General features: G+C 70.6%; 27 protein-coding genes, 1 pseudogene and 1 riboswitch. Of the genes and pseudogenes, 2 read left to right on the forward strand and 26 right to left on the reverse strand.

Features of this window, described 5'->3' with window-relative positions; translation table 11 throughout:
* Positions 1-67: 67 nt before the first annotated feature.
* From RLT59_RS09140 to rpsB, 7 genes are all read right to left on the reverse strand, one after another.
* The gene (locus tag RLT59_RS09140; protein WP_311302943.1) at positions 68-1,171 is read right to left on the reverse strand and encodes a thiamine ABC transporter substrate-binding protein; all 1,104 of its coding nucleotides are present in this window, start codon (positions 1,169-1,171) and stop codon (positions 68-70) included.
* An 82-nt stretch (positions 1,172-1,253) separates the two neighbouring features.
* A riboswitch (TPP riboswitch) is annotated at positions 1,254-1,370 on the reverse strand.
* A gap of 41 nt (positions 1,371-1,411) precedes the next feature.
* Positions 1,412-2,518 carry a dual-specificity RNA methyltransferase RlmN gene (gene rlmN / locus RLT59_RS09145; RefSeq protein WP_311302944.1) on the reverse strand — a complete coding sequence of 369 codons (1,107 nt, stop codon included), beginning with the start codon at positions 2,516-2,518 and terminating at the stop codon, positions 1,412-1,414.
* 268 nt (positions 2,519-2,786) lie between these two features.
* Entirely contained in the window at positions 2,787-3,872 is a 1,086-nt protein-coding gene (locus RLT59_RS09150) for a phosphatidate cytidylyltransferase (RefSeq protein ID WP_311302945.1), read from the reverse strand.
* Positions 3,872-4,429 (reverse strand): ribosome recycling factor, encoded by a 558-nt coding sequence (gene frr, locus RLT59_RS09155; protein WP_024488459.1) that lies wholly within the window; start codon positions 4,427-4,429, stop codon positions 3,872-3,874. The genes RLT59_RS09150 and frr overlap by 1 nt, the downstream gene beginning before the upstream one ends.
* A gap of 167 nt (positions 4,430-4,596) precedes the next feature.
* Complete coding sequence (pyrH, locus tag RLT59_RS09160; RefSeq protein WP_311302946.1) at positions 4,597-5,373, reverse strand: UMP kinase; 777 nt, start codon at positions 5,371-5,373, stop codon at positions 4,597-4,599.
* Between the two features lie 158 nt (positions 5,374-5,531).
* Positions 5,532-6,368: a translation elongation factor Ts gene (tsf, locus tag RLT59_RS09165; protein ID WP_311302947.1), complete on the reverse strand. Its 837-nt coding sequence runs from the start codon at positions 6,366-6,368 to the stop codon at positions 5,532-5,534.
* Positions 6,369-6,469: 101 nt separating this feature from the next.
* On the reverse strand, positions 6,470-7,417 hold the full coding sequence (rpsB, locus tag RLT59_RS09170; protein WP_311302948.1) for a 30S ribosomal protein S2: 948 nt from the start codon (positions 7,415-7,417) through the stop codon (positions 6,470-6,472).
* Positions 7,418-7,693: 276 nt separating this feature from the next.
* On the opposite strand from rpsB, the pseudogene RLT59_RS09175 reads away from it, so the two are divergent.
* A pseudogene (locus RLT59_RS09175) lies at positions 7,694-8,266 on the forward strand (peptidoglycan DD-metalloendopeptidase family protein); the annotation flags it as partial.
* Between the two features lie 227 nt (positions 8,267-8,493).
* Here the strand turns inward: RLT59_RS09175 and RLT59_RS09180 are convergent.
* From RLT59_RS09180 to RLT59_RS09265, 18 genes are all read right to left on the reverse strand, one after another.
* On the reverse strand, positions 8,494-9,072 hold the full coding sequence (locus RLT59_RS09180; protein ID WP_024494563.1) for a TetR/AcrR family transcriptional regulator: 579 nt from the start codon (positions 9,070-9,072) through the stop codon (positions 8,494-8,496).
* A 105-nt stretch (positions 9,073-9,177) separates the two neighbouring features.
* Positions 9,178-10,014 (reverse strand): RNA polymerase sigma factor WhiG, encoded by an 837-nt coding sequence (gene whiG, locus RLT59_RS09185; protein ID WP_073739112.1) that lies wholly within the window; start codon positions 10,012-10,014, stop codon positions 9,178-9,180.
* 302 nt (positions 10,015-10,316) lie between these two features.
* Complete coding sequence (dprA, locus tag RLT59_RS09190) at positions 10,317-11,576, reverse strand: DNA-processing protein DprA (RefSeq protein WP_311302949.1); 1,260 nt, start codon at positions 11,574-11,576, stop codon at positions 10,317-10,319.
* The gene (locus RLT59_RS09195) at positions 11,573-13,198 is read right to left on the reverse strand and encodes a YifB family Mg chelatase-like AAA ATPase (protein WP_311302950.1); all 1,626 of its coding nucleotides are present in this window, start codon (positions 13,196-13,198) and stop codon (positions 11,573-11,575) included. The genes dprA and RLT59_RS09195 overlap by 4 nt, the downstream gene beginning before the upstream one ends.
* Positions 13,198-13,557, reverse strand: coding sequence for a YraN family protein (locus RLT59_RS09200; protein ID WP_311302951.1), 360 nt, complete (start codon positions 13,555-13,557; stop codon positions 13,198-13,200). The genes RLT59_RS09195 and RLT59_RS09200 overlap by 1 nt, the downstream gene beginning before the upstream one ends.
* 84 nt (positions 13,558-13,641) lie before the next feature.
* Complete coding sequence (locus RLT59_RS09205; RefSeq protein WP_003965949.1) at positions 13,642-13,950, reverse strand: DUF2469 domain-containing protein; 309 nt, start codon at positions 13,948-13,950, stop codon at positions 13,642-13,644.
* A 61-nt stretch (positions 13,951-14,011) separates the two neighbouring features.
* Complete coding sequence (locus tag RLT59_RS09210; RefSeq protein ID WP_311302952.1) at positions 14,012-14,500, reverse strand: NUDIX hydrolase; 489 nt, start codon at positions 14,498-14,500, stop codon at positions 14,012-14,014.
* Positions 14,490-15,239, reverse strand: a complete 750-nt coding sequence (lepB, locus tag RLT59_RS09215) for a signal peptidase I (RefSeq protein ID WP_311302953.1) — start codon at positions 15,237-15,239, stop codon at positions 14,490-14,492. The genes RLT59_RS09210 and lepB (RLT59_RS09215) overlap by 11 nt, the downstream gene beginning before the upstream one ends.
* Positions 15,240-15,288: 49 nt before the next feature.
* Positions 15,289-16,194 (reverse strand): signal peptidase I, encoded by a 906-nt coding sequence (gene lepB, locus RLT59_RS09220; RefSeq protein WP_399126861.1) that lies wholly within the window; start codon positions 16,192-16,194, stop codon positions 15,289-15,291.
* A gap of 98 nt (positions 16,195-16,292) precedes the next feature.
* The gene (gene lepB / locus RLT59_RS09225; RefSeq protein ID WP_311307663.1) at positions 16,293-17,192 is read right to left on the reverse strand and encodes a signal peptidase I; all 900 of its coding nucleotides are present in this window, start codon (positions 17,190-17,192) and stop codon (positions 16,293-16,295) included.
* Positions 17,089-18,162, reverse strand: coding sequence for a signal peptidase I (gene lepB, locus RLT59_RS09230; RefSeq protein ID WP_311302955.1), 1,074 nt, complete (start codon positions 18,160-18,162; stop codon positions 17,089-17,091). Before lepB (RLT59_RS09230) ends, lepB (RLT59_RS09225) begins: the two co-directional genes overlap by 104 nt.
* Positions 18,155-18,925: a signal peptidase I gene (gene lepB / locus RLT59_RS09235; RefSeq protein WP_311302956.1), complete on the reverse strand. Its 771-nt coding sequence runs from the start codon at positions 18,923-18,925 to the stop codon at positions 18,155-18,157. The genes lepB (RLT59_RS09230) and lepB (RLT59_RS09235) overlap by 8 nt, the downstream gene beginning before the upstream one ends.
* Before the next feature lie 45 nt (positions 18,926-18,970).
* On the reverse strand, positions 18,971-19,321 hold the full coding sequence (gene rplS / locus RLT59_RS09240) for a 50S ribosomal protein L19 (RefSeq protein ID WP_024492231.1): 351 nt from the start codon (positions 19,319-19,321) through the stop codon (positions 18,971-18,973).
* Between the two features lie 126 nt (positions 19,322-19,447).
* Positions 19,448-20,269: a tRNA (guanosine(37)-N1)-methyltransferase TrmD gene (gene trmD, locus RLT59_RS09245; protein WP_311302957.1), complete on the reverse strand. Its 822-nt coding sequence runs from the start codon at positions 20,267-20,269 to the stop codon at positions 19,448-19,450.
* A complete protein-coding gene (rimM, locus tag RLT59_RS09250; protein ID WP_311302958.1) occupies positions 20,269-20,850 on the reverse strand; it encodes a ribosome maturation factor RimM in 582 nt (193 codons plus the stop codon). The genes trmD and rimM overlap by 1 nt, the downstream gene beginning before the upstream one ends.
* 79 nt (positions 20,851-20,929) lie before the next feature.
* Positions 20,930-21,169 (reverse strand): RNA-binding protein, encoded by a 240-nt coding sequence (locus tag RLT59_RS09255; protein WP_024492228.1) that lies wholly within the window; start codon positions 21,167-21,169, stop codon positions 20,930-20,932.
* A 2-nt stretch (positions 21,170-21,171) separates the two neighbouring features.
* Complete coding sequence (rpsP, locus tag RLT59_RS09260) at positions 21,172-21,615, reverse strand: 30S ribosomal protein S16 (protein WP_073739096.1); 444 nt, start codon at positions 21,613-21,615, stop codon at positions 21,172-21,174.
* A gap of 157 nt (positions 21,616-21,772) precedes the next feature.
* Positions 21,773-22,366 carry a hypothetical protein gene (locus RLT59_RS09265; RefSeq protein ID WP_311302959.1) on the reverse strand — a complete coding sequence of 198 codons (594 nt, stop codon included), beginning with the start codon at positions 22,364-22,366 and terminating at the stop codon, positions 21,773-21,775.
* A gap of 543 nt (positions 22,367-22,909) precedes the next feature.
* Between RLT59_RS09265 and RLT59_RS09270 the strand changes: the two genes are divergently transcribed.
* Complete coding sequence (locus RLT59_RS09270) at positions 22,910-23,770, forward strand: methyltransferase domain-containing protein (RefSeq protein ID WP_311302960.1); 861 nt, start codon at positions 22,910-22,912, stop codon at positions 23,768-23,770.
* A 39-nt stretch (positions 23,771-23,809) separates the two neighbouring features.
* On the opposite strand, the gene ftsH is transcribed toward RLT59_RS09270, so the two are convergent.
* Positions 23,810-25,732, reverse strand: a complete 1,923-nt coding sequence (gene ftsH / locus RLT59_RS09275) for an ATP-dependent zinc metalloprotease FtsH (RefSeq protein ID WP_311302961.1) — start codon at positions 25,730-25,732, stop codon at positions 23,810-23,812.
* Positions 25,733-25,888: the final 156 nt, after the last annotated feature.

The raw sequence follows: 25,888 nt of genomic DNA on the forward strand, positions 1-25,888 counted from the left end.
CTCCCGCGCCGAGACCGGGAGCGTGCGGCCTTCCCGCGCGCGCCCGGTCCGCGTACGGGGGGCTTCGCTACTTCACTACGAGCGAGGACCATGACTGGACCCACTGCTCACGGTTCTTGGCGATCGCGTCCGGGGCGACGGTCGCGGGCTTGTCCGAGGTGGCCCCGAACTCGGTGAAGAGTTCAGGCACCTTCGCACTCTTGGTGACCGGGCTGACGAACATGTTGAGCGGCATATCCTCCTGGAACTTCTTCCCGATCATGAAGTCCAGCAGGGCCTTGCCGCCCTCCTCGTTCTTCGCGCCGTCGAGCAGACCGGCGAACTCGATCTGCCGGAAGCACGTCCCGGTGGCGACCCCGGTCGGGGCGGTCTTGGGCTTCGGGTCCGCGTACAGCACCTCGACGGGCGGGCTGGAGGCGTAACTGACCACGAGCGGCCGGTCGGCCTTGGCCTTCTTGCCTCCCGCGGAGCCGGAGAACTCCTCGTTGTAGGCCTGCTCCCAGCCGTCGACGACCTTGACGCCGTTGCTCTTCAGCTTCTTCCAGTAGTCCTGGTAGCCGTCCTCGCCGTAGGTGGCGATGCTGCCGAGGAGGAAGCCGAGGCCGGGCGAGGAGGTCGCGGCGTTCTCGGTGACGAGGAGGTTTCTGTACGCGGGCTTCGCCAGGTCCTCGAAGGTCTTCGGCGGCGCGAGCTTCTTGTCGGCGAAGTACTTCTTGTCGTAGTTCACGCAGATGTCGCCGGTGTCGACCGGAGTGACCCGGTGCTTCTCGGCGTCCAGCTGGACATCGGACGCGACCTGGCCGAGGCCCTTGGCGGCGTACGGCGTGAAGAGGCCGTTGTCGAGGGCGCGCGAGAGCAGGGTGTTGTCGACGCCGAAGAACACGTCACCGCGCGGTGATCCCTTGGTCAGGATCTCCTGGTTGAGGGCGGCGCCCGCGTCACCGCTCTTCAGCACCTTGACGGTGTAGCCGGTCTCCCGGGTGAACTCCTTCAGCACGCCCTTGGACGCGTTGAAGGAGTCGTGGCTGACGAGCGTGACGGTCTTGGAGCCGGTGCCCTTGGTACCGGACGAGCCGGACGAAGCGTCGTCCGAGCTGCCGCAGCCGACGAGCGCGGTCGCGCCGATCGCGGCGGCGACGGCCGCCACCGCGACCTTGTTGGTGGTGCTCATGTGATTCCTCCTGGAGATGACCAGGAAGAGACGCGGCCCTGCCCGCGCCGGTGGAGAACCGGAAGCGGGCAGGGCGCAACAGCTTGAGTAAGGTCCGAACTTCCTACCCGGAATGACCCGGGCGAGGTTCAGAGGGTCTGCGGCCAACCTGTCCTCGGTGCCGCACTCTCAGCGCTGTGGCGCTCCCCTGTCGGAATATGAAGTTGATTTCACGCCCAGGCTACACGGCCGGTTCCGGCCTCAGCGCTCGGACGCCGCGAGCTGCCCGCAGGCCCCGTCGATCTCCTGGCCCCGGGTGTCCCGCACGGTCACCGGCACCCCGTGGGCGGCGATGGCCTCGACGAACGCCTTCTCGTCCTCGGGCCGCGAGGCGGTCCACTTCGAGCCCGGTGTCGGGTTCAGCGGGATCAGGTTGACGTGTACCCGCTTGCCCTTGAGGAGCCGGCCGAGCCGGTCACCGCGCCAGGCCTGGTCGTTGATGTCACGGATCAGCGCGTACTCGATGGAGATGCGGCGGCCGGACTTCTCCGCGTACTCCCAGGCCGCGTCCAGCACCTCGCGCACCTTCCACCGGGTGTTCACGGGGACGAGGGTGTCGCGCAGCTCGTCGTCCGGGGCGTGCAGCGAGACGGCGAGACGGCACTTGAAGCCCTCGTCCGCGAAGCGCAGCATCGCCGGCACCAGGCCGACGGTGGAGACGGTTATGCCGCGCTGCGACAGCCCAAGCCCGTCGGGCTCCGGGTCGGTCAGCCGGCGGATGGCGCCGACCACGCGGTTGTAGTTGGCGAGCGGCTCGCCCATGCCCATGAAGACGATGTTGGAGAGCCGCGCCGGACCTCCGGGGACCTCGCCGTCGCGCAGCGCCCGCATGCCGTCCACGATCTGGTGGACGATCTCCGCGGTGGAGAGGTTGCGGTCGAGACCGGCCTGCCCGGTGGCGCAGAACGGGCAGTTCATCCCGCAGCCGGCCTGCGAGGAGATGCACATCGTGACGCGCTCGGGGTAGCGCATCAGGACGGACTCGACCAGCGTCCCGTCGTGCAGCTTCCACAGGGTCTTGCGGGTGGTGTCGTCGTCGCAGCTGATGTGGCGGACGACGGACATCAGCTCGGGGAACAGCACCTCCGCGAGCTTGTCCCGCGACCCGGCCGGAATGTTGGTCCACTCCGAGGGGTCGTGCGCGTACCGCGTGAAGTAGTGCTGCGAGAGCTGCTGGGCACGGAAGGGCTTCTCGCCGGTCGCGGCGACGGCTTCCTTGCGCTCGGCGGGCGTGAGGTCGGCGAGGTGCCGCGGCGGCTTCTTGGCTCCGCGGGGCGCGACGAAAGTGAGTTCTCCGGGCTTAGGCATGGTTCATCCAGTGTCGCAGACACGCGGCGATGCCCCGCCCTCCTCCGAAGAGGCCCTGGTCCGGGCCGGACGGGGTAACCGGAGTGACGGGACGGCCCGCCGACTCCGCAGGAGATATCAGCCGTGCTGGAGAGGCGCGAGCGGGCGATCGAGCTCCGCCAGCACATGCGCTCGGCCCTGCGGGAACGTGGCTGACGTCACCGGACACGGGTGAGGGCCCACCGTCCGAGAACGGTGGGCCCTCACCCGTGCTGACGCGTACGGACGCTCAGCCGGAGCCGACGAAGAGGACCATCAGCAGCCAGACCACCGGCGCGGTCGGCAGCAGGGAGTCCAGCCGGTCCATGATGCCGCCGTGCCCGGGGAGCAGCGTGCCCATGTCCTTGATTCCGAGGTCCCGCTTGATCATGGACTCGCCCAGGTCACCGAGGGTGGCACTGGCGGCGACCGCGAGGCCGAGCAGCAGGCCCTGCCACCAGGAGCCGTCGTCGATCAGGAACTGCATGCACAGCGCCCCGGCCACCATCGCGAAGCTCACCGCTCCGAAGAGGCCCTCGCGGGTCTTTCCGGGGCTGATCCGGGGCGCGAGCTTGTGCTTGCCGAACCGCCAGCCGACGGCGTACGCGCCGGTGTCACTGACCACGGTCAGCAGCAGGAACGTCAGCACCCGCATGGGCCCGTCGTCCGCCGTCAGGAGCATGGCGACGAAGGTGGCCAGGAACGGGACGTAGAACGCGGCGAAGACGCCGGCCGTGACGTCCTTGAGGTAGCCCTCCGGCGGTGCGGTCATCCGCCAGACGAGCACCGCGAGAGCGGTCAGCGCCATCGCGGCCCAGGCCCCCTCGGCGCCTCGCGCGTAACCGGCCACGACCATGGCGGCGCCACCGACCGCGAGGGGTACGAGCGGCGCCTTGATGCCCTTGCGCTCCTCCAGCCGGGAGGTGAGCTCCCAGAGGCCGACGACGACGGCGACCACGATCACACCGACGAAGACGGCCTTGACGATGAAGAGCGAGGCGACGACGACGGCGCCCAGCCCCACGCCGACCCCTATGGCGGATCCGAGATCACGGCCCGCACGTTTCTTCTGCGGGGGCGGCGGCGCGGTGGACATGGGCTCCTGCGGCTTCTCGTCGCGGAACAGGGGGCCGCCGCTCAGGCGTGCGGCCCCCTGGTCCCGGTCATCACGGCTCTCAGCGTCTCTACCTGCGTCGGGAACGTCCGGCACGATGGGCATGGGCCGAGTCTGCTGGGCGTTATGCACATCGTATGCAGGACCCGCCGGAACGGACCGCATCTCGGGAGCGGCCCCGTGGCCGGCGTCCTGCGGGACGCCCCAGGAAGAGTCGTTCATCAGACTTCGAGCAGCTCGGCTTCCTTGTGCTTCAGCAGCTCGTCCACCTGCGCGACGTACTTCGCGGTGGTGTCGTCGAGCTCCTTCTCGGCACGGCGGACCTCGTCCTCGCCGGACTCCTTGTCCTTGACCAGCTTGTCGAGGGTCTCCTTGGCCTTGCGGCGGACCGCGCGGATCGAGATCTTGGAGTCCTCGGCCTTGGTCTTCGCGACCTTGATGTAGTCGCGACGGCGCTCTTCGGTGAGGTCGGGGAAGTTCACCCGGATGATATTGCCGTCGTTGCTCGGGTTGACGCCGAGGTCGGAGTCGCGGATGGCCTGCTCGATGTTGCGCAGCGCCGTCTTGTCGAACGGCGTCACGACGGCCATCCGGGGCTCGGGCACCGAGAAAGAGGCCAGCTGGTTGATCGGGGTCAGCGCGCCGTAGTAGTCGGCGACGATCTTGTTGAACATCGCCGGGTGCGCACGGCCGGTACGGATCGCGGCGAAGTCCTCTTTCGCGACCACGACGGCCTTCTCCATCTTCTCCTCGGCCTCAAGGAGGGTTTCTTCGATCACCACGTGCTCCTGCGTGTCTTGAGTGGGCCCGGCGTGCTCGGGCCCGGCGGGTCCTGCGTCGCGTCCTCACCTGCACGGTGTCCGACCGGCAGGCCGTTGTCCATCCTTCGGGCCCCTGCTCGGGCCCCGGGAACCACCCGGGTCTCCCCGGTCCGGTCCCCCGGCTCTCAGGCCCGGGTGCTCCGGTCGCTCACGAGCGAGCCGATCTTCTCACCCTTGACGGCGCGGGCGATATTGCCCGCCGTCGTCAGCTCGAAGACGAGGATCGGCAGCTGGTTGTCACGGCAGAGCGTGATGGCGGTGGCGTCGGCGACCTTGAGATCGCGGGCGAGCACCTCGCTGTACTCCAGCGCGTCGAACTTCACCGCTCCGGGGTTGGTCTTCGGGTCGGAGTCGTAGACCCCGTCCACACCGTTCTTGCCCATCAGCAGCGCCTCGGCGTCGATCTCCAGGGCGCGCTGGGCCGCGGTGGTGTCGGTGGAGAAGTACGGCATGCCCATACCGGCGCCGAAGATGACGACGCGGCCCTTCTCCAGGTGCCGTACGGCGCGCAGCGGGATGTACGGCTCCGCGACCTGGCCCATGGTGATGGCGGTCTGGACGCGGGAGTCGATGCCCTCCTTCTCCAGGAAGTCCTGGAGCGCCAGGCAGTTCATGACCGTGCCGAGCATGCCCATGTAGTCGGACCGGGCCCGGTCCATACCGCGCTGCTGGAGCTCGGCGCCGCGGAAGAAGTTGCCGCCGCCGATGACGATCGCGATTTCCGCGCCGTCCCGGACGACCGCCGCGATCTCGCGTGCGATGGCGTGTACGACATCTGGGTCGACACCGAGACCCCCGCCACCGGCGAACGCCTCTCCGGACAGCTTCAGCATGAAGCGTCCGGGCACCTTGCCGTCGTCGCGCCTGTGGTCACCTTTTGCGGCGTCCGCGCCCTTGTTCATGGAGATTCTCCTCGTGCACATACGAAGAAGGCCATTGCCGGTGGGTCCGATGTCCCTCAGCGGCAATGGCCTCCTCGTCAGATCTGCGGTCGTACGGCGGTGTGCGGCCGTCGACTGCACCAGACCCTATCGGGGTCCACCGTTTTTCGCGGACGGACTCAGATGCCGACCTTGATGCGCGAGAAGCGCTTCAGGGTGACACCGGCCTCGTCCAGGACCTTCTGGACGGACTTCTTGTTGTCCAGCGCGTACGGCTGGCCGAGGAGGGTGGCCTCCTTGAAGAAGCCGTTGACGCGACCCTCGACGATCTTCGGGAGCGCGGCCTCGGGCTTGCCCTCGGCGCGCGTGGTCTCCTCGGCGACACGACGCTCGGTCTCGACGATCTCGGCCGGGACGTCCTCGCGGGAGAGGTACTTCGGCGCGAAGGCGGCGATGTGCTGGGCAAGGCCCTTCGCCAGCTCCGCGTCGGCCTTGTCGAGCTCGACCAGAACACCGATCTGCGGCGGCAGGTCGGGCATGGTGCGGTGCATGTACACGGAGACGTAGGCGCCGGTGAACTGCGCGAAGCGGTCCAGGACGATCTTCTCGCCGAGGTTGGCGTTCGCCTCGTCGACGTACGCCTGAACCGTCTTGCCGGCCTCGATCTCGGAGCCGAGCAGCGCGGCCAGGTCGGCCGGGGAGGTGGCGGCGACGTGCGCGGCCAGCGCGTTGGCGACGGCCTGGAACTTCTCGCCCTTGGCGACGAAGTCCGTCTCGCACTTCAGCTCAAGCAGGACGCCGGAGGTGTTGTCCTCGGAGATGAGGGAGACGACGGCGCCGTTCTCGGCCGAACGGCCCTCGCGCTTGGCTACGCCCTTCTGGCCCTTGATACGAAGGGCCTCGACGGCACCTTCGACACTGCCGTCGGCCTCGTCGAGCGCCTTCTTGCAGTCCATCATGCCGGCGCCGGTGAGCTCACGGAGCTTCTTGACGTCAGCGGCGGTGTAGTTCGCCATGAGTCTGAATTTCTCTCTCGAAGTCTGAAAGATCTACGGGTGAACGGCGGGGGCGGTGCCTCTGCGGCACCGGCCCCCGCCGTCGTCAGCCGTGACGGGTGTCAGGCCTGCTCGCCGTCCGCGGCCGGAGCCTCGGCGGCGGGGGCCTCGACGGCCGGCGTCTCGGTGGCGGGCGCCTCGGCAGCAGCCTCGGCGGCCGGTGCGTCAGCGGCCTCGGCGTCCGCGACCTTCTCGGTCTCGGCGGAGGTCTGGACCTCGGCGTCGGCCTTCTTGTCGCCCTCCAGCAGGTCACGCTCCCACTCGGCGAGGGGCTCGCCGGCGGCCTTCTCGCCCGGCTTCGAGTCGCCGGTCGCGGCACCGGAGCGGGCGATGAGGCCCTCGGCGACGGCGTCGGCGATCACGCGGGTGAGCAGGGTGACGGAGCGGATCGCGTCGTCGTTGCCCGGAATCTTGTAGTCGACCTCGTCGGGGTCGCAGTTGGTGTCCAGGATCGCGACGACCGGGATGTGGAGCTTGCGCGCCTCACCGACGGCGATGTGCTCCTTCTTGGTGTCGACGATCCAGACGGCGCTCGGCACCTTCTGCATCTCGCGGATACCACCGAGGGTCTTCTCCAGCTTGGCCTTCTCGCGGGAGAGAACCAGGAGCTCCTTCTTGGTGAGGCCGGAGGCGGCCACGTCCTCGAAGTCGATGAGCTCAAGCTCCTTCAGACGCTGAAGGCGCTTGTAGACGGTGGAGAAGTTGGTGAGCATGCCACCGAGCCAACGCTGGTTGACATACGGCATGCCGACGCGCGTCGCCTGCTCGGCGATGGCCTCCTGGGCCTGCTTCTTCGTACCCACGAACATGATGGAGCCGCCGTGGGCGACGGTCTCCTTGACGAACTCGTAGGCACGGTCGATGTACGACAGCGACTGGAGCAGGTCGATGATGTAGATGCCGTTGCGCTCCGTGAAGATGAAGCGCTTCATCTTCGGGTTCCAACGACGGGTCTGGTGACCGAAGTGGACGCCGCTTTCCAGCAGCTCCCGCATCGTGACGACGGCCATGGCCGTACTCCTTGAGGTACTCGGTTATCGCGACCGCAGGATTGCGGTCGCGCCTGACGCCCCGACGCGCCGTGCCACGAGGGACCGAGGAGCGCGGCCACCTCCGTTGAGAAGGAGATGGCGGGGCGTGCGAAGTCGACCCGGTGACCCGGATCGCCACAAGAAGTGTACGGGACCCACTGAGTGCCGGGTGACGGCGCTGTCCACAACCGGCCGGTACTCCACAGATCCGGTCCGTGATCCCCGCGGACCGGGCCGCCGGGGGACGGTTGTGCCATGCGAAACACATCTGACCAGGACGGATCCCGGGCCCGCTCCGGGGGCCGCCGCGCACCGGGCGGCGGGCGGGGCGATGAGCGGGGCGGCGGGCCGGGGCGCCTGGCGCGGGCGGTGTCGGCGGCGGCCGCCGCGGCGCTTCTCGCGGCGGGGTGGTGGTGCGGGACATCGGCCGCCGCGGACCGGCCGCCCCCGCCCGTGACGGCGCCCCTGGCTCCCCCGGCCACCCCTGCCCCTGCCCCGGTGGATCCGCCGCCCGCTCGCGGACGGGTCCGGCCGCTGGCGGGGCGGCCCGTGGTCGTACGGGGATGGGAGCCGCCCGCCACGGACTACGGGCCGGGGCACCGCGGGGTGGACCTCGCAGCAGGACCGGGTACGGAGGTGCTCGCGGCCGCGTCCGGCCGGGTCTCGTTCGCGGGCGGCGTCGCGGGACGGGGGGTGCTGGCGATCGAGCTCGCGGGTACGGGCGATCCGCCGCTGCGGACGACGTACGAGCCCGTGCGCCCGCTGGTCGCGAAGGGGGACGAGGTCACCGCGGGGCAGGTGGTGGCGGTCATGGCGGCGGGGCCGTTCCACTGCGCCTCCGGCTGTCTGCACTGGGGGCTGCGTCGCGCGGCGGTGTATCTGGACCCGCTGTCACTGCTGCCGCCCGAGCTGCTGCGGCGCGGACCGTCCCGGCTGCTGCCGGTGGCCGGTGTGCCGGAACCTTCACCACGGCCGGGCGGCGGGGAGCCGGTGGCGGGGGACGGCGAGGGCGCCGCGACCGCGCCCCCGCACGGGGCCGTGGTGAGGCGCCGGAGTCAGGAGGCCTGCTCGCCGGGGGCGCCCCGGACGCCGCGGAGGATCATGGCGACGGCGGTGTCCGCGATCACGGCGGGCTCCTCCGCCACACTGAGTTCGATACGCCGCACCGCCGCGTCCACGGAGCCCTGGAGCAGCATCGCCGCCAGCCGGGGCTGCTCGTGGCCGAGGTCGCCGAGTGCCTCGACGATCATGGCGATCAGCCCGCCGTGGGCGGCGCGGATCTTCTCCCGGGCGCCCGCGTCCAGCTCGCTCGCGGAGATGGCGACGACGGCGCGGTGGCGCCGGTCCCCCACGAGATCGAGCTGCCGTCGTACATACGCCTCGATCTTCTCCTCCGGCGTATCCGCCCGTTCCATCGCGTTCTCCACCTCGGCCGCCCAGACGGGGAAGTCGACGGTGCAGAGCTCCTCCACGACGGCGGCGCGGGAACGGAAGTACTCGTAGACGGAGGACCTGGCGAGGCCCGTGCGCTCGGCGAGGGCGGGGAAGGTCAACGCCTCCGTGCCTCCCTCGGACAGCAGGGAACGCGCTGCGTCCAGGAGGGCGCCGCGCTGCATGGTCCGGTGCTCGGCCACGGAGGCCGCTCGAATCCTGGGCACGCCTCCACTCTACGGCGACCGCTCCCCGGAAGGGGGCGCGCGGCCCCGATCGGCCGACGCCGGACGCCGCACGAGGCGGTCTCAGCGTCCGGCGTCGGCCAGTTTCGCGCGCAGTTGCAACACGGACTTCGTGTGGATCTGGCTGACCCGGCTCTCGGTGACCCCGAGGACGTTGCCGATCTCGGCCAGGGTGAGGCCCTCGTAGTAATAGAGCGTGACCACGGTCTTCTCCCGGTCCGGGAGGGTGTTGATCGCGCGGGCGAGCAGCCGCCGGAGCTCGCGGCCCTCGGCCACTTCCACCGGATTGTCGGCGGCGGTGTCCTCCAGCGTGTCCATCAGGCTCAGCCGGTCGCCGCCCTCGCCGCCCACATGGAGCAGCTCCTCCAGCGCGACCACGTTCGCCAGCGACAACTGGCTGAAAACCGCGTGCAGTTCCTCCAGCCCGATCTCCATCTCCGCGGCGACCTCCGCCTCGGACGGGGTACGCCGCAGCCGCGCCTCCAGCGTGGCGTAGGCGCGTTCCACCGCACGGGCCTTCTGGCGCACGGAGCGGGGGATCCAGTCCAGCGCCCGGAGTTCGTCGATCATCGCGCCGCGGATGCGGGTGATCGCGTACGTCTCGAACTTGATCGCCCGCTCGATGTCGAACTTCTCGATCGCGTCGATCAGTCCGAAGACCCCGGAGGAGACGAAGTCCGCCTGCTCGACGTTGGACGGAAGGCCCACACTCACCCGGCCGGCTACGTACTTCACCAGCGGTGAGTAGTGCAGGATCAGCTGCTCCCGCAGCCGCTCGTCGCCCGTGGTCTTGTACGAACGCCACAACTCGTCGAGGGAGGAGGGGGCGGGAGGGCGCACAGTGCCACGCGCAGCCGGTGGTACTGCCGCGCGGTCAGACCCGGAGGTGTGCTGGGGCATGTGGTGCCTTGAGCCGTTCTGCAGTGAAGTGCTGGGGAATGTGCGTCTGGGGCGGGGTCCTTGTGAGCGTAGCGTGACTGAAGTGTCGCGGTGCGCGCAGGATATGGGATCGGAGCCGCGCGCTTGCGGGAGAACGGACACGGCACCGGACGCGGCACCGGACCCGGTTACGGAGACGGCCGCGCACCAGGTCGAGGACATGACTGGCGGCCGGGGCCGACACGTCGCGCGCCGGCCCCGGAGACGTTGCCGAACGATCCGCCGAGGTCATCGGCATCACCTTTTCACCCGAATGCTCCAGGTCAAGTACCGCCTCGCCGCGCGTCGTCATTGCAAGTGGGCCGCCGCGTCAACCGCCATCCATCGCCATGACGTTCGACGAACCCCAGTGAGTGCAGTTCGTACAACTTGGCGAGTGCCTCGTCGGCGCCCGTTCCGGCGGTACGGGCCAACTCGCGCACCTCGGCGGTGCCACGGGCCGGAAGCGCGTCGAGAACCCTGGCGCAGCCGGTGTCCAGCAGGTCTCTGGGCAGCACCGCACCGTGTCTGGGCGGGGCGAGTTCCCCCATGTCACCGACCAGTTCGACGATTTCCGAGGCATCCGTCACCAGCACCCCCTCGCCCCGCAGGAGTTCATGGACACCTGCCGACAGACCGCTGGTGGCGGGCCCGGGGACGCCCATGGTGAAGCGGCCGAGCCGCTGGGCACACCGCGCCGTGACCAGGGAACCGCTGCGGTATTCGGCCTCCACCACGACGGTTCCCCTCGTCAACGCGGCGATGACCCTGTTCCGGAGGATGAACCGGCTGCGCGTGGGGTGTTCGGCCGGCGCCAGCTCACCGATGACGAGCCCCTGCTCGGCGACGCGCCCGATCAGTTCGGCGTGTCCGCGGGGGTACACGACGTCCACCCCGCAGGCCAGCACCGCCGCCGTCGCACCGCCGGCGGCGAGAGCACCCCGGTGAGCGGCCCCGTCGACCCCGAACGCCGCGCCCGAGACGACCACCCACCCGCGCTCCGCTAGACCGGCGCCGAGGGTCGTCGCCATGTGCGCTCCGTATGGGGTGCAGGCGCGGGCGCCGACCACCGCGACCGAACGCAGCGCCCAGAGCCGCAGATCGGGACTCCCCCGCACCCAGAGCCCGGTCGGCCGGGCGTCCCCCAGGTCGTCCAGTTGGCTCGGCCACTCGTGGTCGCCCGGACAGACGAAGCGCCCGCCGACCGAGGCCACCGCCGCCAGGTCCTGCGCGGGGTCCGCGGCCTCCGCCCGCAGCCGGTAGCCGGCCAGCCGGCGCGCCGTCATACCGCTGAGCCGCTCGGCCGATCCGTCCCGGGCAGTGATCCGCCGCAGCAGCTCCCCGGCGCCGCACTCGCGCAGCCAGCGGCCGCCCCGTTCGTCCCCCGGCTCCAGGACCCGCGTCAACGCGACCCGCGCCAGCCGCTCCCCGCCCCCCGCCCCACCGGAAGACCACCCCGACCGCTCCCCGTCCCCCGCGCCACCGGGAGACCACCCCCCGTCCCCCGCGCCCAGCCGCGGGTTCCCCGCCCGGCGCCCCGTCATGCCGCCCCCGCCGTCATCGGGGCCCCGCGCGGAATGCCGGTGCGCAGCTCCAGCGCCACCGCGATGTCCGAGGCGTCCGGCCGGTCCGCGCCCCGCAGATCCGTGAGGGTCCACGCCACCCGCAGGACCCGGTCCAGGCCGCGCGCGGTGAGCATTCCCCGTTCCATGTCGCGCTCGGCCGCCAGAAGCGCCCCGGGCGCCGCCACCAGACGGGTCCTCAGCTCGTGGCCGGGCACCTCGCTGTTGGTGGTCCAGGGGGTACCGGCCAGCCGCTCCGCCGCCCGTGCCCGCGCCTCCCGCACCCGGGCGGCGACCGTCGCCGTGGACTCGCCGCGACCGCCCTGACCTATCAGGTCCGCGCGCCTGACCGGGTCGACGGTCACCCGCAGATCCACCCGGTCGAGCAGCGGACCGGAGAGCCGGGCCTGATAGCGCCGGACCGAGGAGGGCGGGCACTCGCAGCCGGCCCCGCTCAGGGTGTGCCGCCCGCACGGGCATGGGTTGGCGGCGAGCACCATGAGGAAGCGGGCGGGCAGCCGGACCACCCCCGCGCTGCGCGCCACCACCACATGCCCCGACTCCAGCGGCTGGCGCAGCGCGTCCAGGGCCCGTACCGAGAACTCCGGCGCCTCGTCCAGGAAGAGGATGCCGCGGTGGGCCAGCGACACCGCGCCCGGCCGGGGCAGTCCGTTGCCCCCGCCGACCAGCGACTGCATGGTCGCGGAGTGGTGCGGCGCGCAGTAGGGCGCCCGGGAGACCAGGGGCTGCCCCGGCGGCAGGATGCCCGCCACCGAGTGCACCGCGGTGACCTCGAGGGACTCCTGCCTGGTCAGGGCGGGCAGGATCGCGGGGAGCCGTTCCGCGAGCATGGTCTTGCCCGCGCCCGGCGGTCCGGACAGCAGGAGGTGGTGACCGCCCGCCGCCGCGACCTCCAGGGCCTTGCGCGGCCGCTCCTGGCCCACGACGTCCGCCAGGTCCGGCCGGTTCCCCTCGCCCTGGGCCGAGCCGCGGGCGATACCGGTGCCCATCCCGGCGCCGGGCACCATCAGACCGGCCAGCACCGTGTCGGGGCGCCCCTGGTCGTGCGGCTGCTGTTCCTCCGGCACCGGTTCGTCGCAGAGCACGGCGATCAGCTGCCGCAGGCTCCGCACCCCGAGCACGGAGATCCCGGGTACCAGCGCCGCCTCGCCCGCCGTCTGCTCGGGGACGACCACCTGCCGGTAGCCGGCCTCCGCGGCGGCCAGCACGGCGGGCAGTACCCCGCGCACCGGACGCACCCGGCCGTCGAGCCCCAGCTCACCGATCATCACGACATCCGCGATCGACGCGGGGTCGATCCGCTCGGCCGCGCCGAGCACCGCGCACGCCACGGCGAGATCGAAGCCCGAGCCGCCCTTGGGTACCGACGCCGGGGACAGGCCCACCGTGAGCTTCTTCTGTGGCCACTCCGCACCGGAGTTGGTGACCGCCGCCCGCACCCGGTCGCGGCTCTCCACCAGGCTCTTGTCGGGCAGCCCCACCAGGGTGAACGTCGCCACCCCGGCCTCCAGGTCCGCCTGGACCTCCACCACCACGCCCTCGACGCCGACCAGGGCGACCGAGCAGGCCCGCGCGAACGCCATCAGGCCACCCCCCGCGCGTGCTCGGCCAGCGGCGCACCGCGCCTGGGCAGCACCACGCCGACCAGGTCGATCCGCACGCCGCCGGGCGGCGGACCGCCGTGCCGGTCCAGCCAGAGTTCGGCCAGCCGGCGCAGCCGGTCCGCCTTGGCCGGTGTCACGGCGGCCATCGGGTGCTCGAACCCACCCGCCCTGCGCGTCTTCACCTCACAGATGACGAGCGCGTCGCCGTCCAGCGCGACGATGTCGATCTCGCCGGTGCGACAGCGCCAGTTCCGTTCCAGTACGGACATGCCGGCCTCGGTCAGCAGCCGCGCCGCCAGATCCTCGCCGTACCGCCCGAGTGCCCCCCGTGCGTTCATATCGGCACCACCTCCGGCACCGACTCTGACGCGTCCGCCCTCAGCTAGTGGATCTTGGTGGACAAGCGGGCGGATGTGGAAAACTCAGCCACCCGGAAGTTCGAGATCGCTCTTGTTGAGCTCCTCGATGTTGACGTCCTTGAACGTCAGCACCCGGACCTGCTTGACGAACCGGGCCGGCCTGTACATGTCCCAGACCCAGGCATCCGCCATGGACACCTCGAAAAACACCTCACCCTGGACCGAGTGCACCTGCATCTCGTAGTCATTGGTGAGGTAGAAGCGCCGTTCGGTCTCGATCACATATTTGAACAGACCGACGACATCGCGGTACTCCCGGTAGAGCTTCAGCTCCATCTCGGTCTCGTACTTCTCGAGGTCCTCGGCGCTCATTGGCATGTTCCCCTTCAGCCGTGCGTGCCCCCATTGTGCGCCAGGCCGGCGCCCCGGACGCTCAGGCGGTTTCGGGAGCCAGAACCAACGGCGTACGCGGGGGACCCTCGTCGAGCAGCGTGTGCAGCAGCCCGGCGAGTCTGGTCGGGTACACCGTCTCACGCGTCGCCGACAGTTCGGCGGATGTCCACCACCTCAGGCCCGCGACACTGCGCCGTTCCAGCCCGGTCTGCCCACTGGTGTCCGTCAAGGTCTGTGCCGTACGGGCGAGGAAGTACCACTCGTCCTGCTCCCAGCGTCGGCCGTCGAACGGAAAGGAACACATCCGCTTCCAGAGGAGCGGGCCCAGTTCGACATCCCTGATCCCGGTCTCCTCCGCCAGTTCGCGCAGCGCCGCCTGCTCGCGGGTCTCGTCGCCCTCCAGCCCTCCGCCCGGGGTGAACCACCAGGTGCTGGCCGGGTCCTCCGGTTCGAACCCGTGCATCAGCAGAACGCGGTCGTCCGGATCGAGGAGGACCAGGCGGGAGACCTGGCGCTTCTCAGCGGACACCGGCAGCCGCCTTCCCCTGCCCATTCCGCTTGGACCGGGCGGACCGGGCCGCGAGCGGTCCGTACACGGACCCGCCCAGGATGAGCAGCACGCCCGCGATCACCGCCGCGAGCTGAAGCTTGACCGGCCCCGGAGAGGACACCCCGCCGGGCAGGGCGGCGAAGGCGCTGGGCCGCTCCACCATGCTGCCCAGCGGCCAGGCCACGGCGTCCACCCGGGCCGTCACGGCGCTGCGGGGCACCGAGCCCTGTCCACCGTCCTCCAGGTGGACCCGGGAGTCCAGGGAGACCTGGCGGTCGTCGCCCAGGAGGAAGAGCTGCCCCTTGGGCACCTGGGCCGTGAAACCGTTCGCGGAGGCGGGGTCGTGAGAGCGCAGATACGGTTCCGCGACGGGTATGCCGTTGACCGTGAGCCGGCCGTTCTTCTCGCAGCAGGCGACCTTGTCGCCGCCGACGCCGACGACCCGCTTCACCATCGGCATATCGCCCCACGCCGGATCGGTGAAGACCACGACATCCCCCCGGCGCACCTCGCTGCCGTCCACCCGTTGCGCGAGGACCCGGTCGCCCGCGTTCACCGTGGGGGTCATCGACTCGGTCGGCACCGTGTACGGCCGGTACACCACGGCCGCCCAGGCGAACCCGCCGAGGAAGAGCACACAGCCGACGGCCACCGCCAGCCCCGACAGCTTGCTGCCGAGCCGGCCGCGGCCGTCATCCGTACGTCCTGATCCACTCATCCCAGCGTCCCCCATCGGAGATCGACAATCGCTGATCCGAGTCGGCACCCTACCCGGCGGTACGCCCGCCGGTCAGTTTCCGCCTGCGCCGGATCACCAGCGGCAGGGCTCCGGCGATGCCGAGCGCGCCGGGAGCCACCGCGGCCGCGGTGTTGATCCCCCGCTGGTCGAAGGTGTCCGGGACCGGCAGCGTCGCCCAGCGGTTGACCGGCCACGCGACCAGGACGGCCCGGCCCACGACATCGTCCACCGGCACGAAGCCCTTGTTCACGTCGTTGGTGTGGTACCGGGAGTCCGAGGAGTCCTGCCGGTGGTCGCCCATCACCCAGATCTTGCCGTCGGGCACCTTGAACGGGCCGAAGGGCATGTCGTCACAGGGTGTGCCGCCGGGGAAGATGTACGGCTCGTCGAGCGGCTTCCCGTTGACGACGACCGGACCGCCCTTCTTGCAGGACACGGTGTCGCCGCCGACCGCGATCGTCCGCTTGATCAGATCCTTCTCCTGCGAAGAGGGCATCAGGCCGATGAAGCTGAGGAAGGTCTGCACCGCGTTCGACTCGGGCGTCGGCTCGCCGTCCAGCCAGCCGCTCGGATCGTGGAAGACGACGACCTCGCCGCGCTCCGGCTCTGAGCCGAACCACGGGGTGAGCTTGTCGACCAGCACCCGGTCGCCCTGCTGAAGGGTGTTCTGCATCGAATCCGACGGAATCGAGAACGCCTGCACCAGAAACGTCTTGATCAGCAGCGCCAGAACCAGCGCGATACCGATGAGGAGCGGCAGCTCCTTCCAGAGGGGACGGGGCTTCTTCGCCCGCTTGCCCCCCTGTTCCGGGATGCGCGCGGCCTCCGGGGCGGCCGGACCCGGCGTCCCTCCCACGGGATCGAGCGCGGCGTCGGCAGGCTGCCCGGTCCTCTCCGTGGACTGCCCGTGTCCGGATCGCGCTCCGTCTGCCACGTCGCTCACATTCATTCCTCACTCTGCGCCAACGACGGCCCACCCGGGCCCGCCGATCACAAACCCACCCCCTGCACAACGAGCGGGGGTTCCCCGGGCTACTTCCGCCGCGCCGCCGCGGCCCTGCTGCGCCTGCGCCAGAGCACGAGGGGCACCGCACCCGCGAAGCCCAGCGCGCCCGGAGCCATCGCGGCCGCGGCGTTGATCCCCGGCTGGTCGAAGGTCTTCGGGACGGGCAGCGTCGCCCAGCGGTTGACCGGCCACGCCACCACGATGGCCCGGCCCACGACCTCGTCGTTGGAGACGGTGCCGCCGCCCGGCAGCTCCTGGTGGTAGCGGGAGTCGAGAGAGTTCTGACGGTGGTCGCCCATCACCCAGATACGGCCCCTGGGCACCTTGACCGGGCCGAACGGCTCGTCGTTGCAGGCGGTGTTCCCCTTGAAGATGAACGACTTGTCGTCCAGCGCCTTGCCGTTGACCATGACCGGGCCGTTGTTCTTGCACTCCACCGTGTCACCGCCGACCGCGATGACGCGCTTGATCAGGTCCTTCTCCTCTGCGGACGGCATCAGCCCGATGAAGCTCAGGAACTTCTGCACCGCGTTCGGATCGGCCGTCGGGGTGTTCTCCAGCCAGCCGCCCGGATCGTGGAAGACGACGACCTCGCCGCGCTCCGGCTCTGAGCCGAACCACGGGGTGAGCTTGTCGACCAGCACCCGGTCACCGCGCTGAAGGGTGTTCTGCATCGAATCCGACGGAATCGAGAACGCCTGCACCAGAAACGTCTTGATCAGCAGCGCCAGAACCAGCGCGATACCGATGAGGAGCGGCAGCTCCTTCCAGAAGGAGCGGGGCTTCTTCCTGGCCGTACTGCCACTGCCCCGGGCGTCGCCGTCACTCTCCGTCCGGTCCGCCGTCGTCCCGGCCGACTCGGTGTTCCCCGGAATGTCCGGCCGGTCCTCGGGTTCGTCGTGTCCGGATCGTGCGCCCACCGCCAAATCCCCCACATCTGCTCCTTATTCCGTGCCACCGCCTGCGCCCTAGCCGGTGCAGGCCAACCACTCCCATAACGAGCGGGAGTTCCGCAGGGGTCGGGAGCCGGAACATCCCGTTGGGATCCTGGGACACACTATTCGACGGTTCCGGGGCAGCCGCCGTCCCGGCGCGCGGGTCCGGGACCGAGGAGAACGCCGAACGTTCCTCAAGCTTCGTCCAGTGTCCGACGGGCCAGCCGATCACCACGGCCCGTCCCACTACGGCATCTTCGGAGACCGTGCCGTCGGCCGTCTTGTCCAGGTGGAAACGAGAATCGGCGGAATTGGAGCGATGGTCACCCATCACGAAGATTCGTCCGGCTGGAACCTTTACCTCGAATTTGATCGTGGAAGGGGGATTGCCGGGAAAGAGATAGGGCTCGTCGATCGCCCGGCCGTTGACCATGAGGCGGCCGTCCGCGTCACAGCACTTCACGGTGTCGCCGCCGACGGCGACCACTCGTTTGATCAGGTCCTGTTCGTCGTCCGACGGCAGCAGCCCGATGAAGGTCAGCGCCTCCTTCACCTGCTTGATGACGACGGGCGACTCCTTCGCCGTCACCGGATTCGGCGGCGGCCAGTCGGAGGGGTTCTTGAACACGACCACATCGCCACGCTGCGGCCGCGACCCGAACCACGGGGTGAGCTTGTCCACGAGGACCCGGTCCCCGATCCGGATGGTCTGTTCCATCGACCCCGACGGGATCACGAAGGCCTGCACCAGGAACGTCTTGAGGACCAGCGCGATCACCACCGCGACGGCGATGAGCAGGGGTATCTCCTGGACGGCCGATCTGCGCCGCCTCCGTTTCACCTTGCGGGCCAGCCGGCGCCGCTCCGCCCGGGTGGGCAACGAGCGGGACGCCGTGTCGCCGCCCGACGGCGGCCGCACCCCGGGACCGGCGGCGTCCTGCCGCCGCCCGCGGTTACCCATGCGTCGCCCCCGGCGCGGGCACGCCGTCGAAGGCCGCGGTGCCCGGGAGCGAGGCCACCCGTCCCAGCGGCCAGCCGATCCAGTCCACCCTGCCGATCACCTTGTCCACGGGCACCATGCCGCCGCCCGGTTCGCCCAGGTGATCGCGGGAGTCCCGGGAACGGCTGCGGTGGTCGCCCATCATCCAGAGCGTGCCGTCCGGCACGACGATGTCGAACGGGGCCCGGGAGGGCGCGTCACCCGCGAACAGGTAGCCCTCGTCCAGCGTCCGGCCGTTCACCTGGATCCTGCCCCGCTTGTCGCAGCAGACCACCCGGTCGCCCCCCACGCCCACCACCCGTTTCACGAAGTCGGTCTCGGCGGGCTCCGCGAGGCCCAGGGAGGCCGCCGCCCCGTGCAGCAGCCCGGTGACTGGGTTCTCCGGCGGCGCCTCCCGCATGAAGGAGCCGGTGCCGTCGAAGACCACCACGTCCCCGCGCCGGGGTTCGGAGCCGAAACGGTACGCCAGTTTGTTGACCAGCACCCGGTCCCCGACCCGCAGCGTGGACTCCATCGAGCCACTCGGGATCAGGAAGGGCTGCACCACGAAGATGCTGAAGAGCAGGACGAAGACCGAGCAGACAGCACCGAGCGCGACCGTGCGCCGCCAGGACATCGCGGCGGCGAAACGGTGCGGGATACGCGAAAAGCGCGACCCCTCCTCCGGCCCCTTGGAGGCTGCGGAGGAGCGGTCGCGCTCCGTGGTTCTTGCTTCCGTGTCCATCGGGGCCAGAGCTTATCCGGCCGTGCCGCGGACCTGGGAGCCAGCTCAGCGGTCGCGCTTCTCCTTGATCTTCGCGGCCTTGCCGCGCAGCTCACGGAGGAAGTACAGCTTGGCGCGACGAACGTCACCGCGGGTGACGAGCTCGATCTTCTCGAAGATCGGGCTGTGCACCGGGAAAGTGCGCTCGACGCCGACGCTGAAGGAGACCTTGCGGACCGTGAAGGTCTCGCCGACGCCCGCGCCCTGGCGGCGGATGACGATGCCCTTGAACTGCTGGATACGGGAGCGGTTGCCCTCGATCACGCGGACGTGAACGTTGACGGTGTCACCGGGGCGGAACGCCGGGACGTCGGTACGCAGCGAGGCGGCGTTGACGCCATCGAGCAGGGAAGTCATGTTGTCTGCTTTCTTCGCCGATGCCACAGGTCATCGACGGGAGAGTGATGAGATTCGGGTGCTGATCGCGTCGGACGGGCGTCTTTCCCCCTGTGGCAGGGGCGCACGCGGACGTACAGCAGCGGCCTATTCTTCCACGGCCTCGGGCCTGCGCCAAAATCGGCCGCCCGGCTCGGGCGACCAGCCGAGGATCGAGAGCATCTCGCGGTCCTTCTTGTCGAAGCCCGCCGCCTCGCAACGCTCGATCAGATCGGGCCGGTTGAGCGCGGTACGGCGGAAGGCCTCGTCCCGGCGCCAGCGCGCGATGCGGCCGTGGTGGCCGCTGAGCAGCACGTCCGGAATCCCCCGGCCGCGCCACTCGGGCGGCTTGGTGTAGACGGGCCCCTCCAGCAGATCGGCCATCGCGCCGGGTGCGAAGGAGTCGTCCCGGTGCGATTCGGCGTTGCCGAGCACGCCGGGCAGCAGCCGGGCCACCGCCTCCGTGATCACCAGCACCGCGGCTTCCCCGCCGGCCAGGACGTAGTCACCGATGGACACCTCGACGACCGGCATCCGGGTGGCGTACTCCTCGGTCACCCGCCGGTCGATGCCCTCGTAGCGGGCCGGGGCGAAGATCAGCCAGGGCCGCTCGGACAGCTCGACGGCGAGTTCCTGGGTGAACGGCCGGCCGCTCGGCGTCGGCACCACGAGCACCGGGGAGCGCGCCCCGGACTCGTAGCCGCCGGCCAGCGTCTCGTCCAGGGCGTCGCCCCACGGCTCGGTCTTCATGACCATGCCGGGGCCACCGCCGTAGGGGGTGTCGTCGACCGTGTTGTGGCGGTCGTACGTCCACTCCCGCAGATCGTGCACGTGCACGTCGAGCCGGCCGCGGGCGCGCGCCTTGCCGACGAGCGAGACGTTCAGCGGTTCGAGGTACTCGGGGAAGATCGTGACGACATCGAGGCGCATCAGTCGTCTTTCCCGCCCTCGGCGGCGTCGGCCGCCTCCTCGTCGTCCCGCGAGGAAGCCACGACCGCCTCGCTCTCGTCGATCAGACCCGGCGGCGGCGTGATCACCGCGCGCTGCTCCTCCAGGTCGATCTCGGAGACGATCTCCTCGACGAACGGGATCATCACCTCGGTGCCGTCGGGGCGCTCCACGATGAAGAGGTCCTGGGACGGCAGGTGCGTGATCTCGGTGATCCGGCCGATCTCGGTGCCGTCGGCGAGCACCACGTCCAGGTCCATCAGCTGATGGTCGTAGAACTCCTCTGGGTCCTCCGGGAGCTCCTCCGGGTCGACCTCGGAGATCAGCAGCGTATTGCGCAGCGCCTCGGCGGCCGTACGGTCCCGTACGCCCTCGAAGCGCAGCAGCAGCCTGCCGCTGTGCACCCGGCCGGTCTCGATCGTCAGCGGTCCCGTGGAGGCCGGCTCCGTGGCCAGTACCGCGCCGGGGCCGAGCCGGAGCTCCGGCTCGTCCGTGCGCACCTCGACGGTGACCTCGCCCTTGATGCCGTGGGCGCGACCGATCCGCGCGACTACCAACTGCACCTTGTGTCTCTCCTGTCATACGACGACGGGCCGGGGCGGGCGCATGGCCCTCCCCGGCCCGTGCCGGTGTTCAACTCTGTCAGCGAACCTGATCCACATCGACGAGGTCGACGCGGATACCACGGCCGCCGATGGCTCCGACGACGGTACGCAACGCACGTGCGGTGCGGCCGTTACGGCCGATCACCTTACCGAGGTCATCGGGGTGGACCCGGACCTCAAGCACACGGCCACGACGCAGGGTGCGCGAGGCGACCTGCACGTCCTCGGGGTTGTCGACGATGCCTTTCACGAGGTGCTCAAGAGCCTCCTCGAGCACGATCAGGCCTCGGTCGACTCGGCGGGCGCGGCCGCGTCAGCAGCCTCGTCCGCCTTCTTGTCGGCCTTCTTCGCCTTCTGCGTGATGGCCTCGCCCTTGGACTCCTCAGCGGTGTCCTTGGTCAGGGCCTCGAACAGGGCGCGCTTGTCAGCCTTGGGCTCCGGCTGCAGAAGCGGCGCGGGGGCCGGGAGACCCTTGTGGGCCTGCCAGTCACCGGTGAGCTTCAGGATCGCGAGGACCGGCTCGGTCGGCTGGGCGCCGACGGACAGCCAGTACTGCGCGCGCTCTGCGTTGACCTCGATGCGCGAGGGGTTCTGTACCGGGTGGTACAGGCCGATCTCCTCGATGGCCCGGCCATCACGGCGGGTACGGGAGTCGGCGACGACGATGCGGTAGTGAGGCGAACGGATCTTACCCAGACGCTTCAGCTTGATCTTGACTGCCACGGAAGTGGTGTCTCCTGGTCTATGACGTGGTTGGGCACAACGAAGATGCCACGTGGGGTTGCGGTACTCGGGTGCCCGATGGACGCGTCAGCCGGAGGAGAGAGGGGTCCTATGCGACTGTCGAGTACAGCTAGCCATTGTGCCACACCACATCGGCTCACCCCACCGCGACCACTGCCTCCGGGATCCGGAACGGCTTTCCGCAGCCGCCGCAGACGATCGGGGCCTGTGCGAGGACCGAGGGGACCACGCGCACATTGCGGCCGCAGTCGCAGACGGCCTTGACTCGCACGCCCCCTCCGGAGGAGCCGTGCCGGGCGGCCGGGCCGCGGAAGGAGCGCTTGGTGTCGGCGGCGGTGGCCACGGTGTGCGCCTTGAGGGCGCGCTGCAGCCGTTCCATCGTCGGCCGGTACCGGCGCTTGGCCTCGGGGTTGAGCGTGACCAGGGAGAAGCCACTGCTGGGGTGGGGCTCCTCGGTGTGGTCGAGGCCCAGCTCCTCGGCGATCGCGAGGAATCGGCGGTTGTGATAGCGGCCGGCGCGTGAGGTGTCCCGGACACCTCTCGCGGCGGCGATGCCATGGACTGCCTCATGGAGCAGCCGTTCGAAGGAGAGCTCCGCGCCACAGGCGGACGAGGACTCTCCGATCAGGGACTCGGGCGCGGCAAGATCGGGCAGCTCGGGGTGGTACCGCTGAATGTCGGCCCACGCCTGTGCCAGCTCTGCGGCAAGTACAGGTGGTGTCGTGCTCACGTCGTGACAACGAGCGCGAGTGCCCCGGTGTTCCGATTCCGGGCCATCCCAAATAATTTGCACGTACCAGTCAGTTGCCGTTCATGCGTCCTGACGAGGGCGGGTGCGCTGATCTGCGGAGAACTCTCACAGCTCACACCAAGGTGGTACGTAGCGACGTGTACGCCCGAGCGCGTAGACGGCGCGTACGCCCCCTGAGCTCCGCACCACCCGGGCGCCCGGAGTGCCGGCGGGCGCGGGCCGCGGAAACCGACAGCACCCGGGGCCCGCCCCGCACCGCCCGCCCCCTCCCCCTGGCGGTTCGACGCCCCGGGAGGGCGCTCGACGTGCCCGGCTCCGCCCGCCGGGTGAGACTGGACCGGCGAGCGGTACCGGAGGCAACCACTGCCCGTAGACCCCTGGACGCGGCGGCGGATGCGCAGTTCCCTGGCATACGGGGGAAGCGCGGCCGCAGGCACGGGGGATCGTCCACTCGGACAGGACCGACCGGCAGCACCGGCATCACCGTAATCACCGACATCTCGGCGGATTGGGGCGCATTCCATGACACCAACGCTCGTCCGGCACCACAGGCACGCGGATCCGTCCGCCCCGGTGGACACCGGGTCCCGAGCCCGTGACTGGGCCGAGATCCAGGAACGGATGCTCGCACCGCTCTACGAGGCGGTGTACCGGCGGCTGGAGGTGGGGGCCGCCACCCGGATGCTCTCGCTCGGCTGCGGCTCCGGGCTCGCGCTGCTGATCGCGGCAGGCCGAGGGGCCCACGTCACCGGCGTCGACACCGACCCAGAACGCCTCGCTCTCGCCCGCGCCCGGCTGCTGCCGGACCCGGACCCCGTGGGCGACGCCGGGCCGCCGGCCACCGGGCCGTGGCTCCTGGACGCCGTCCCGGACGTCGCGGCGGGCCACCGGCCGTACGGGCTGATCACCGCGTTCACGCCGATCGGCTGCTCGGCCGACGACGCGGAGGAGCTGGTGGGCGCGCTCGGCTCCGCGGTGCCGCTGGCGGCCCGGGGCAGCACCGTCGTGCTCACCGGCTGGGGCCCGCCCGAGCGGTGCGCCACCGCGGCGGTGCTGCGGGTGGCGGCCCGGCTCGCGGAGGGGACGGGTTCCCCGGGGGCGGGCGGCTGGCTGGGCGCGCAGCGGGACGATCTGGAGGACGTGGCGTTCCGGACCGGGCTGAAGCCGGACGGCTCCGGGCGGGTGGCGTGCCCGTTCGGCTACGCGGACCTGGCCAGCGCGGTCCGCGGCCTGCTGTCGACCCGGCTCTTCGACGCGGCGGTACGGGCGACGGACCGCACCCAGGTGGAGAAGGAAGTGGCGGAGGCGCTGCACCCGCACCTGCGCCGGGACGGCACCGTCTGGATGCCCAACGTGTTCCGCTATCTCGTCTGCACGACGTAGCGGTCCGGGCGGCGGGCGTCGCGGGCGGGCGGGCAGCCCCTACGGCTTGTCCAGCCGGGTGACGCCGGCGGCCCGGTAGGCGGCCACCTCGTCCAGCGTCTCGTGCTCCAGCAGCGCCCCGGCAAGGGAGTCCAGCCGGTCCCGGTTGTTCCCGAGGAGCCGGCACGCCTCCTCGTAGCACTCGTCGACGATGCGGCGCATCTCGCCGTCCACCGCGTCCAGGGTGGCGGGCGCGGCGCTCAGGCCGTACGCCTGCTGGGCATCGGCCGGGATCGCCGTCAGCCGGCCCACCTTGTGGCTCATGCCCCAGCGGCCCACCATGCCCCTGGCCAGACCGGTGACCTGCTCCAGATCGCTCTCCGCGCCCGTGGTGACGACGCCGAACACCACCTGCTCGGCCGCCATCCCGCCGAGCGCTCCGATGATCCGGCCGCGCAGGTACTCCTCGGTGTACGCGTACTTGTCGGCGTCCGGCGTGGAGAGCGTGACCCCGAGGGCCCGGCCGCGCGGCACGATGGTGACCTTGCGGACCGGGTCGGCGCCGGGCTGGAGCATGCCCAGCAGCGCGTGCCCACTCTCGTGGAAGGCGGTTCTGCGGCGTTCCTCGTCCGCCATGACGAGCGAGCGCTCCGCACCGAGCTGAACCTTCTCCAGGGCGTCCGAGAGATCGGCGCCGCTGACCTCCCGCTGCCCCCGCTTGACGGCGAGCAGGGCGGCCTCGTTGGCGAGGTTGGCCAGATCGGCGCCGGTCATCCCCGGGGTCGTACGGGCCACCTGGCCCAGGTCCACGTCCTGCGCCATCGGGATCTGCCGGGTGTGGATCTCCAGGATCGCCTCCCGGCCGGTCTTGTCCGGCGGGCTGACCTGGACGATCCGGTCGAAGCGGCCGGGCCGGGTGAGCGCCGGGTCCAGGACGTCGGCGCGGTTGGTCGCCGCGAGCACGATCACACCCTCCGAGCCGGAGAAGCCGTCCATCTCGGTGAGGATCTGGTTGAGCGTCTGCTCGCGCTCGTCGTGTCCGCCCATGCCCGAGCCGCCGCCTCTGACCCGTCCGATGGTGTCGATCTCGTCGATGAAGACGATGGCGGGGGCAACCTTGCGCGCCTCGGCGAACAGCTCGCGGACCCGGCCCGCGCCCACCCCCACGATCATCTCGATGAACTCGGAGGCCGAGGCCGAGAAGAACGGCACCCCCGCCTCCCCCGCGACGGCCCGCGCGAGCAGCGTCTTCCCGGTGCCGGGAGGACCGGCGAGGAGTACGCCCCCGGGCATCCTGGCGCCCATCTCGCGGTAGGCGTCCGGGTTCTTCAGGAAGTCCACGACGTCGTCGAGCTCGCCCTCGACCTCGTCGATGCCGGCCACGTCGTCGAAGGTGGTGCGCCTGCCGCCCTCCAGCTCGACCGGCTTGGGCGGGGCCTTGCGCCCGAAGCCGGCCATCCCGCCGCCCATGCCGCCCTTCGACATCCGCCGCGCGATGAACACCCAGAGCACGACGAGCAGCAGCATCGGCGCCAGCGAGATCAGCAGGTTGGCCAGGAAGCTGCGCTCCTTGACGACCGGTTCGGCCGTGACCGTGACGTCGTCCTTGACCAGCTCGGCCCAGAGGTTGTCGTCGGCGAAGGCGGGCCGCTGGGTGACGAACTTGGTGTACTTGTCGTCCTTCTTGCCCGGGACCTCCGCCTCCTTCTTGAGCTGCCCCTCGATGGCATCGCCCTTGGAGTAGATCTTGGAGACATTGCCCGAGGTGACCTGCTTGCTGAACTCCGTGTACGCGATCGTCCGCTCCTCCTCGCCGTTGAAGAAGGAGAGCAGCAGATTGGCGATCAGATAGACGACCAGGGCGGTCAGCAGCAGCCCGCCCCAGCCGCCGGGCATCTTCCGGCGGGGCGGCGGGGGCGGTGGTGCGCCCTCGGAGCGCCAGGGCTGGTCGGTGCGGTCGCGGGGAGGTACCGGACTGGTCACGCGCGCTCCTCTGCCGACAGCCGTTGAGCCGACATTAAGGGAGAAACACGGGCAAAGCCCTCGGAGCGGCGGTCCGCTGGGCCCATGGAGGGAACGCCGCTCCCCCGCACACGCCGGAGGGGGCGCCCGCCGTGAAGCGGGCGCCCCCTCCGGGAC

The organism is Streptomyces sp. ITFR-6 (assembly GCF_031844725.1).
GTDB lineage: Bacteria > Actinomycetota > Actinomycetes > Streptomycetales > Streptomycetaceae > Streptomyces.

What these genes read in the sequence shown, in the direction of transcription:
- RLT59_RS09140 (WP_311302943.1), bottom strand. Translation starts at nt 1,171, where the DNA reads ATGAGCACCACCAACAAGGTCGCGGTGGCGGCCGTCGCCGCCGCGATC.
- rlmN (WP_311302944.1), bottom strand. Translation starts at nt 2,518, where the DNA reads ATGCCTAAGCCCGGAGAACTCACTTTCGTCGCGCCCCGCGGAGCCAAG.
- RLT59_RS09150 (WP_311302945.1), bottom strand. Translation starts at nt 3,872, where the DNA reads ATGAACGACTCTTCCTGGGGCGTCCCGCAGGACGCCGGCCACGGGGCC.
- pyrH (WP_311302946.1), bottom strand. Translation starts at nt 5,373, where the DNA reads ATGAACAAGGGCGCGGACGCCGCAAAAGGTGACCACAGGCGCGACGAC.
- tsf (WP_311302947.1), bottom strand. Translation starts at nt 6,368, where the DNA reads ATGGCGAACTACACCGCCGCTGACGTCAAGAAGCTCCGTGAGCTCACC.
- rpsB (WP_311302948.1), bottom strand. Translation starts at nt 7,417, where the DNA reads ATGGCCGTCGTCACGATGCGGGAGCTGCTGGAAAGCGGCGTCCACTTC.
- whiG (WP_073739112.1), bottom strand. Translation starts at nt 10,014, where the DNA reads ATGCCCCAGCACACCTCCGGGTCTGACCGCGCGGCAGTACCACCGGCT.
- dprA (WP_311302949.1), bottom strand. Translation starts at nt 11,576, where the DNA reads ATGACGGGGCGCCGGGCGGGGAACCCGCGGCTGGGCGCGGGGGACGGG.
- RLT59_RS09195 (WP_311302950.1), bottom strand. Translation starts at nt 13,198, where the DNA reads ATGGCGTTCGCGCGGGCCTGCTCGGTCGCCCTGGTCGGCGTCGAGGGC.
- RLT59_RS09200 (WP_311302951.1), bottom strand. Translation starts at nt 13,557, where the DNA reads ATGAACGCACGGGGGGCACTCGGGCGGTACGGCGAGGATCTGGCGGCG.
- RLT59_RS09205 (WP_003965949.1), bottom strand. Translation starts at nt 13,950, where the DNA reads ATGAGCGCCGAGGACCTCGAGAAGTACGAGACCGAGATGGAGCTGAAG.
- lepB (WP_311302953.1), bottom strand. Translation starts at nt 15,239, where the DNA reads ATGAGTGGATCAGGACGTACGGATGACGGCCGCGGCCGGCTCGGCAGC.
- lepB (WP_311302955.1), bottom strand. Translation starts at nt 18,162, where the DNA reads ATGGGTAACCGCGGGCGGCGGCAGGACGCCGCCGGTCCCGGGGTGCGG.
- lepB (WP_311302956.1), bottom strand. Translation starts at nt 18,925, where the DNA reads ATGGACACGGAAGCAAGAACCACGGAGCGCGACCGCTCCTCCGCAGCC.
- rplS (WP_024492231.1), bottom strand. Translation starts at nt 19,321, where the DNA reads ATGACTTCCCTGCTCGATGGCGTCAACGCCGCCTCGCTGCGTACCGAC.
- trmD (WP_311302957.1), bottom strand. Translation starts at nt 20,269, where the DNA reads ATGCGCCTCGATGTCGTCACGATCTTCCCCGAGTACCTCGAACCGCTG.
- RLT59_RS09270 (WP_311302960.1), top strand. Translation starts at nt 22,910, where the DNA reads ATGACACCAACGCTCGTCCGGCACCACAGGCACGCGGATCCGTCCGCC.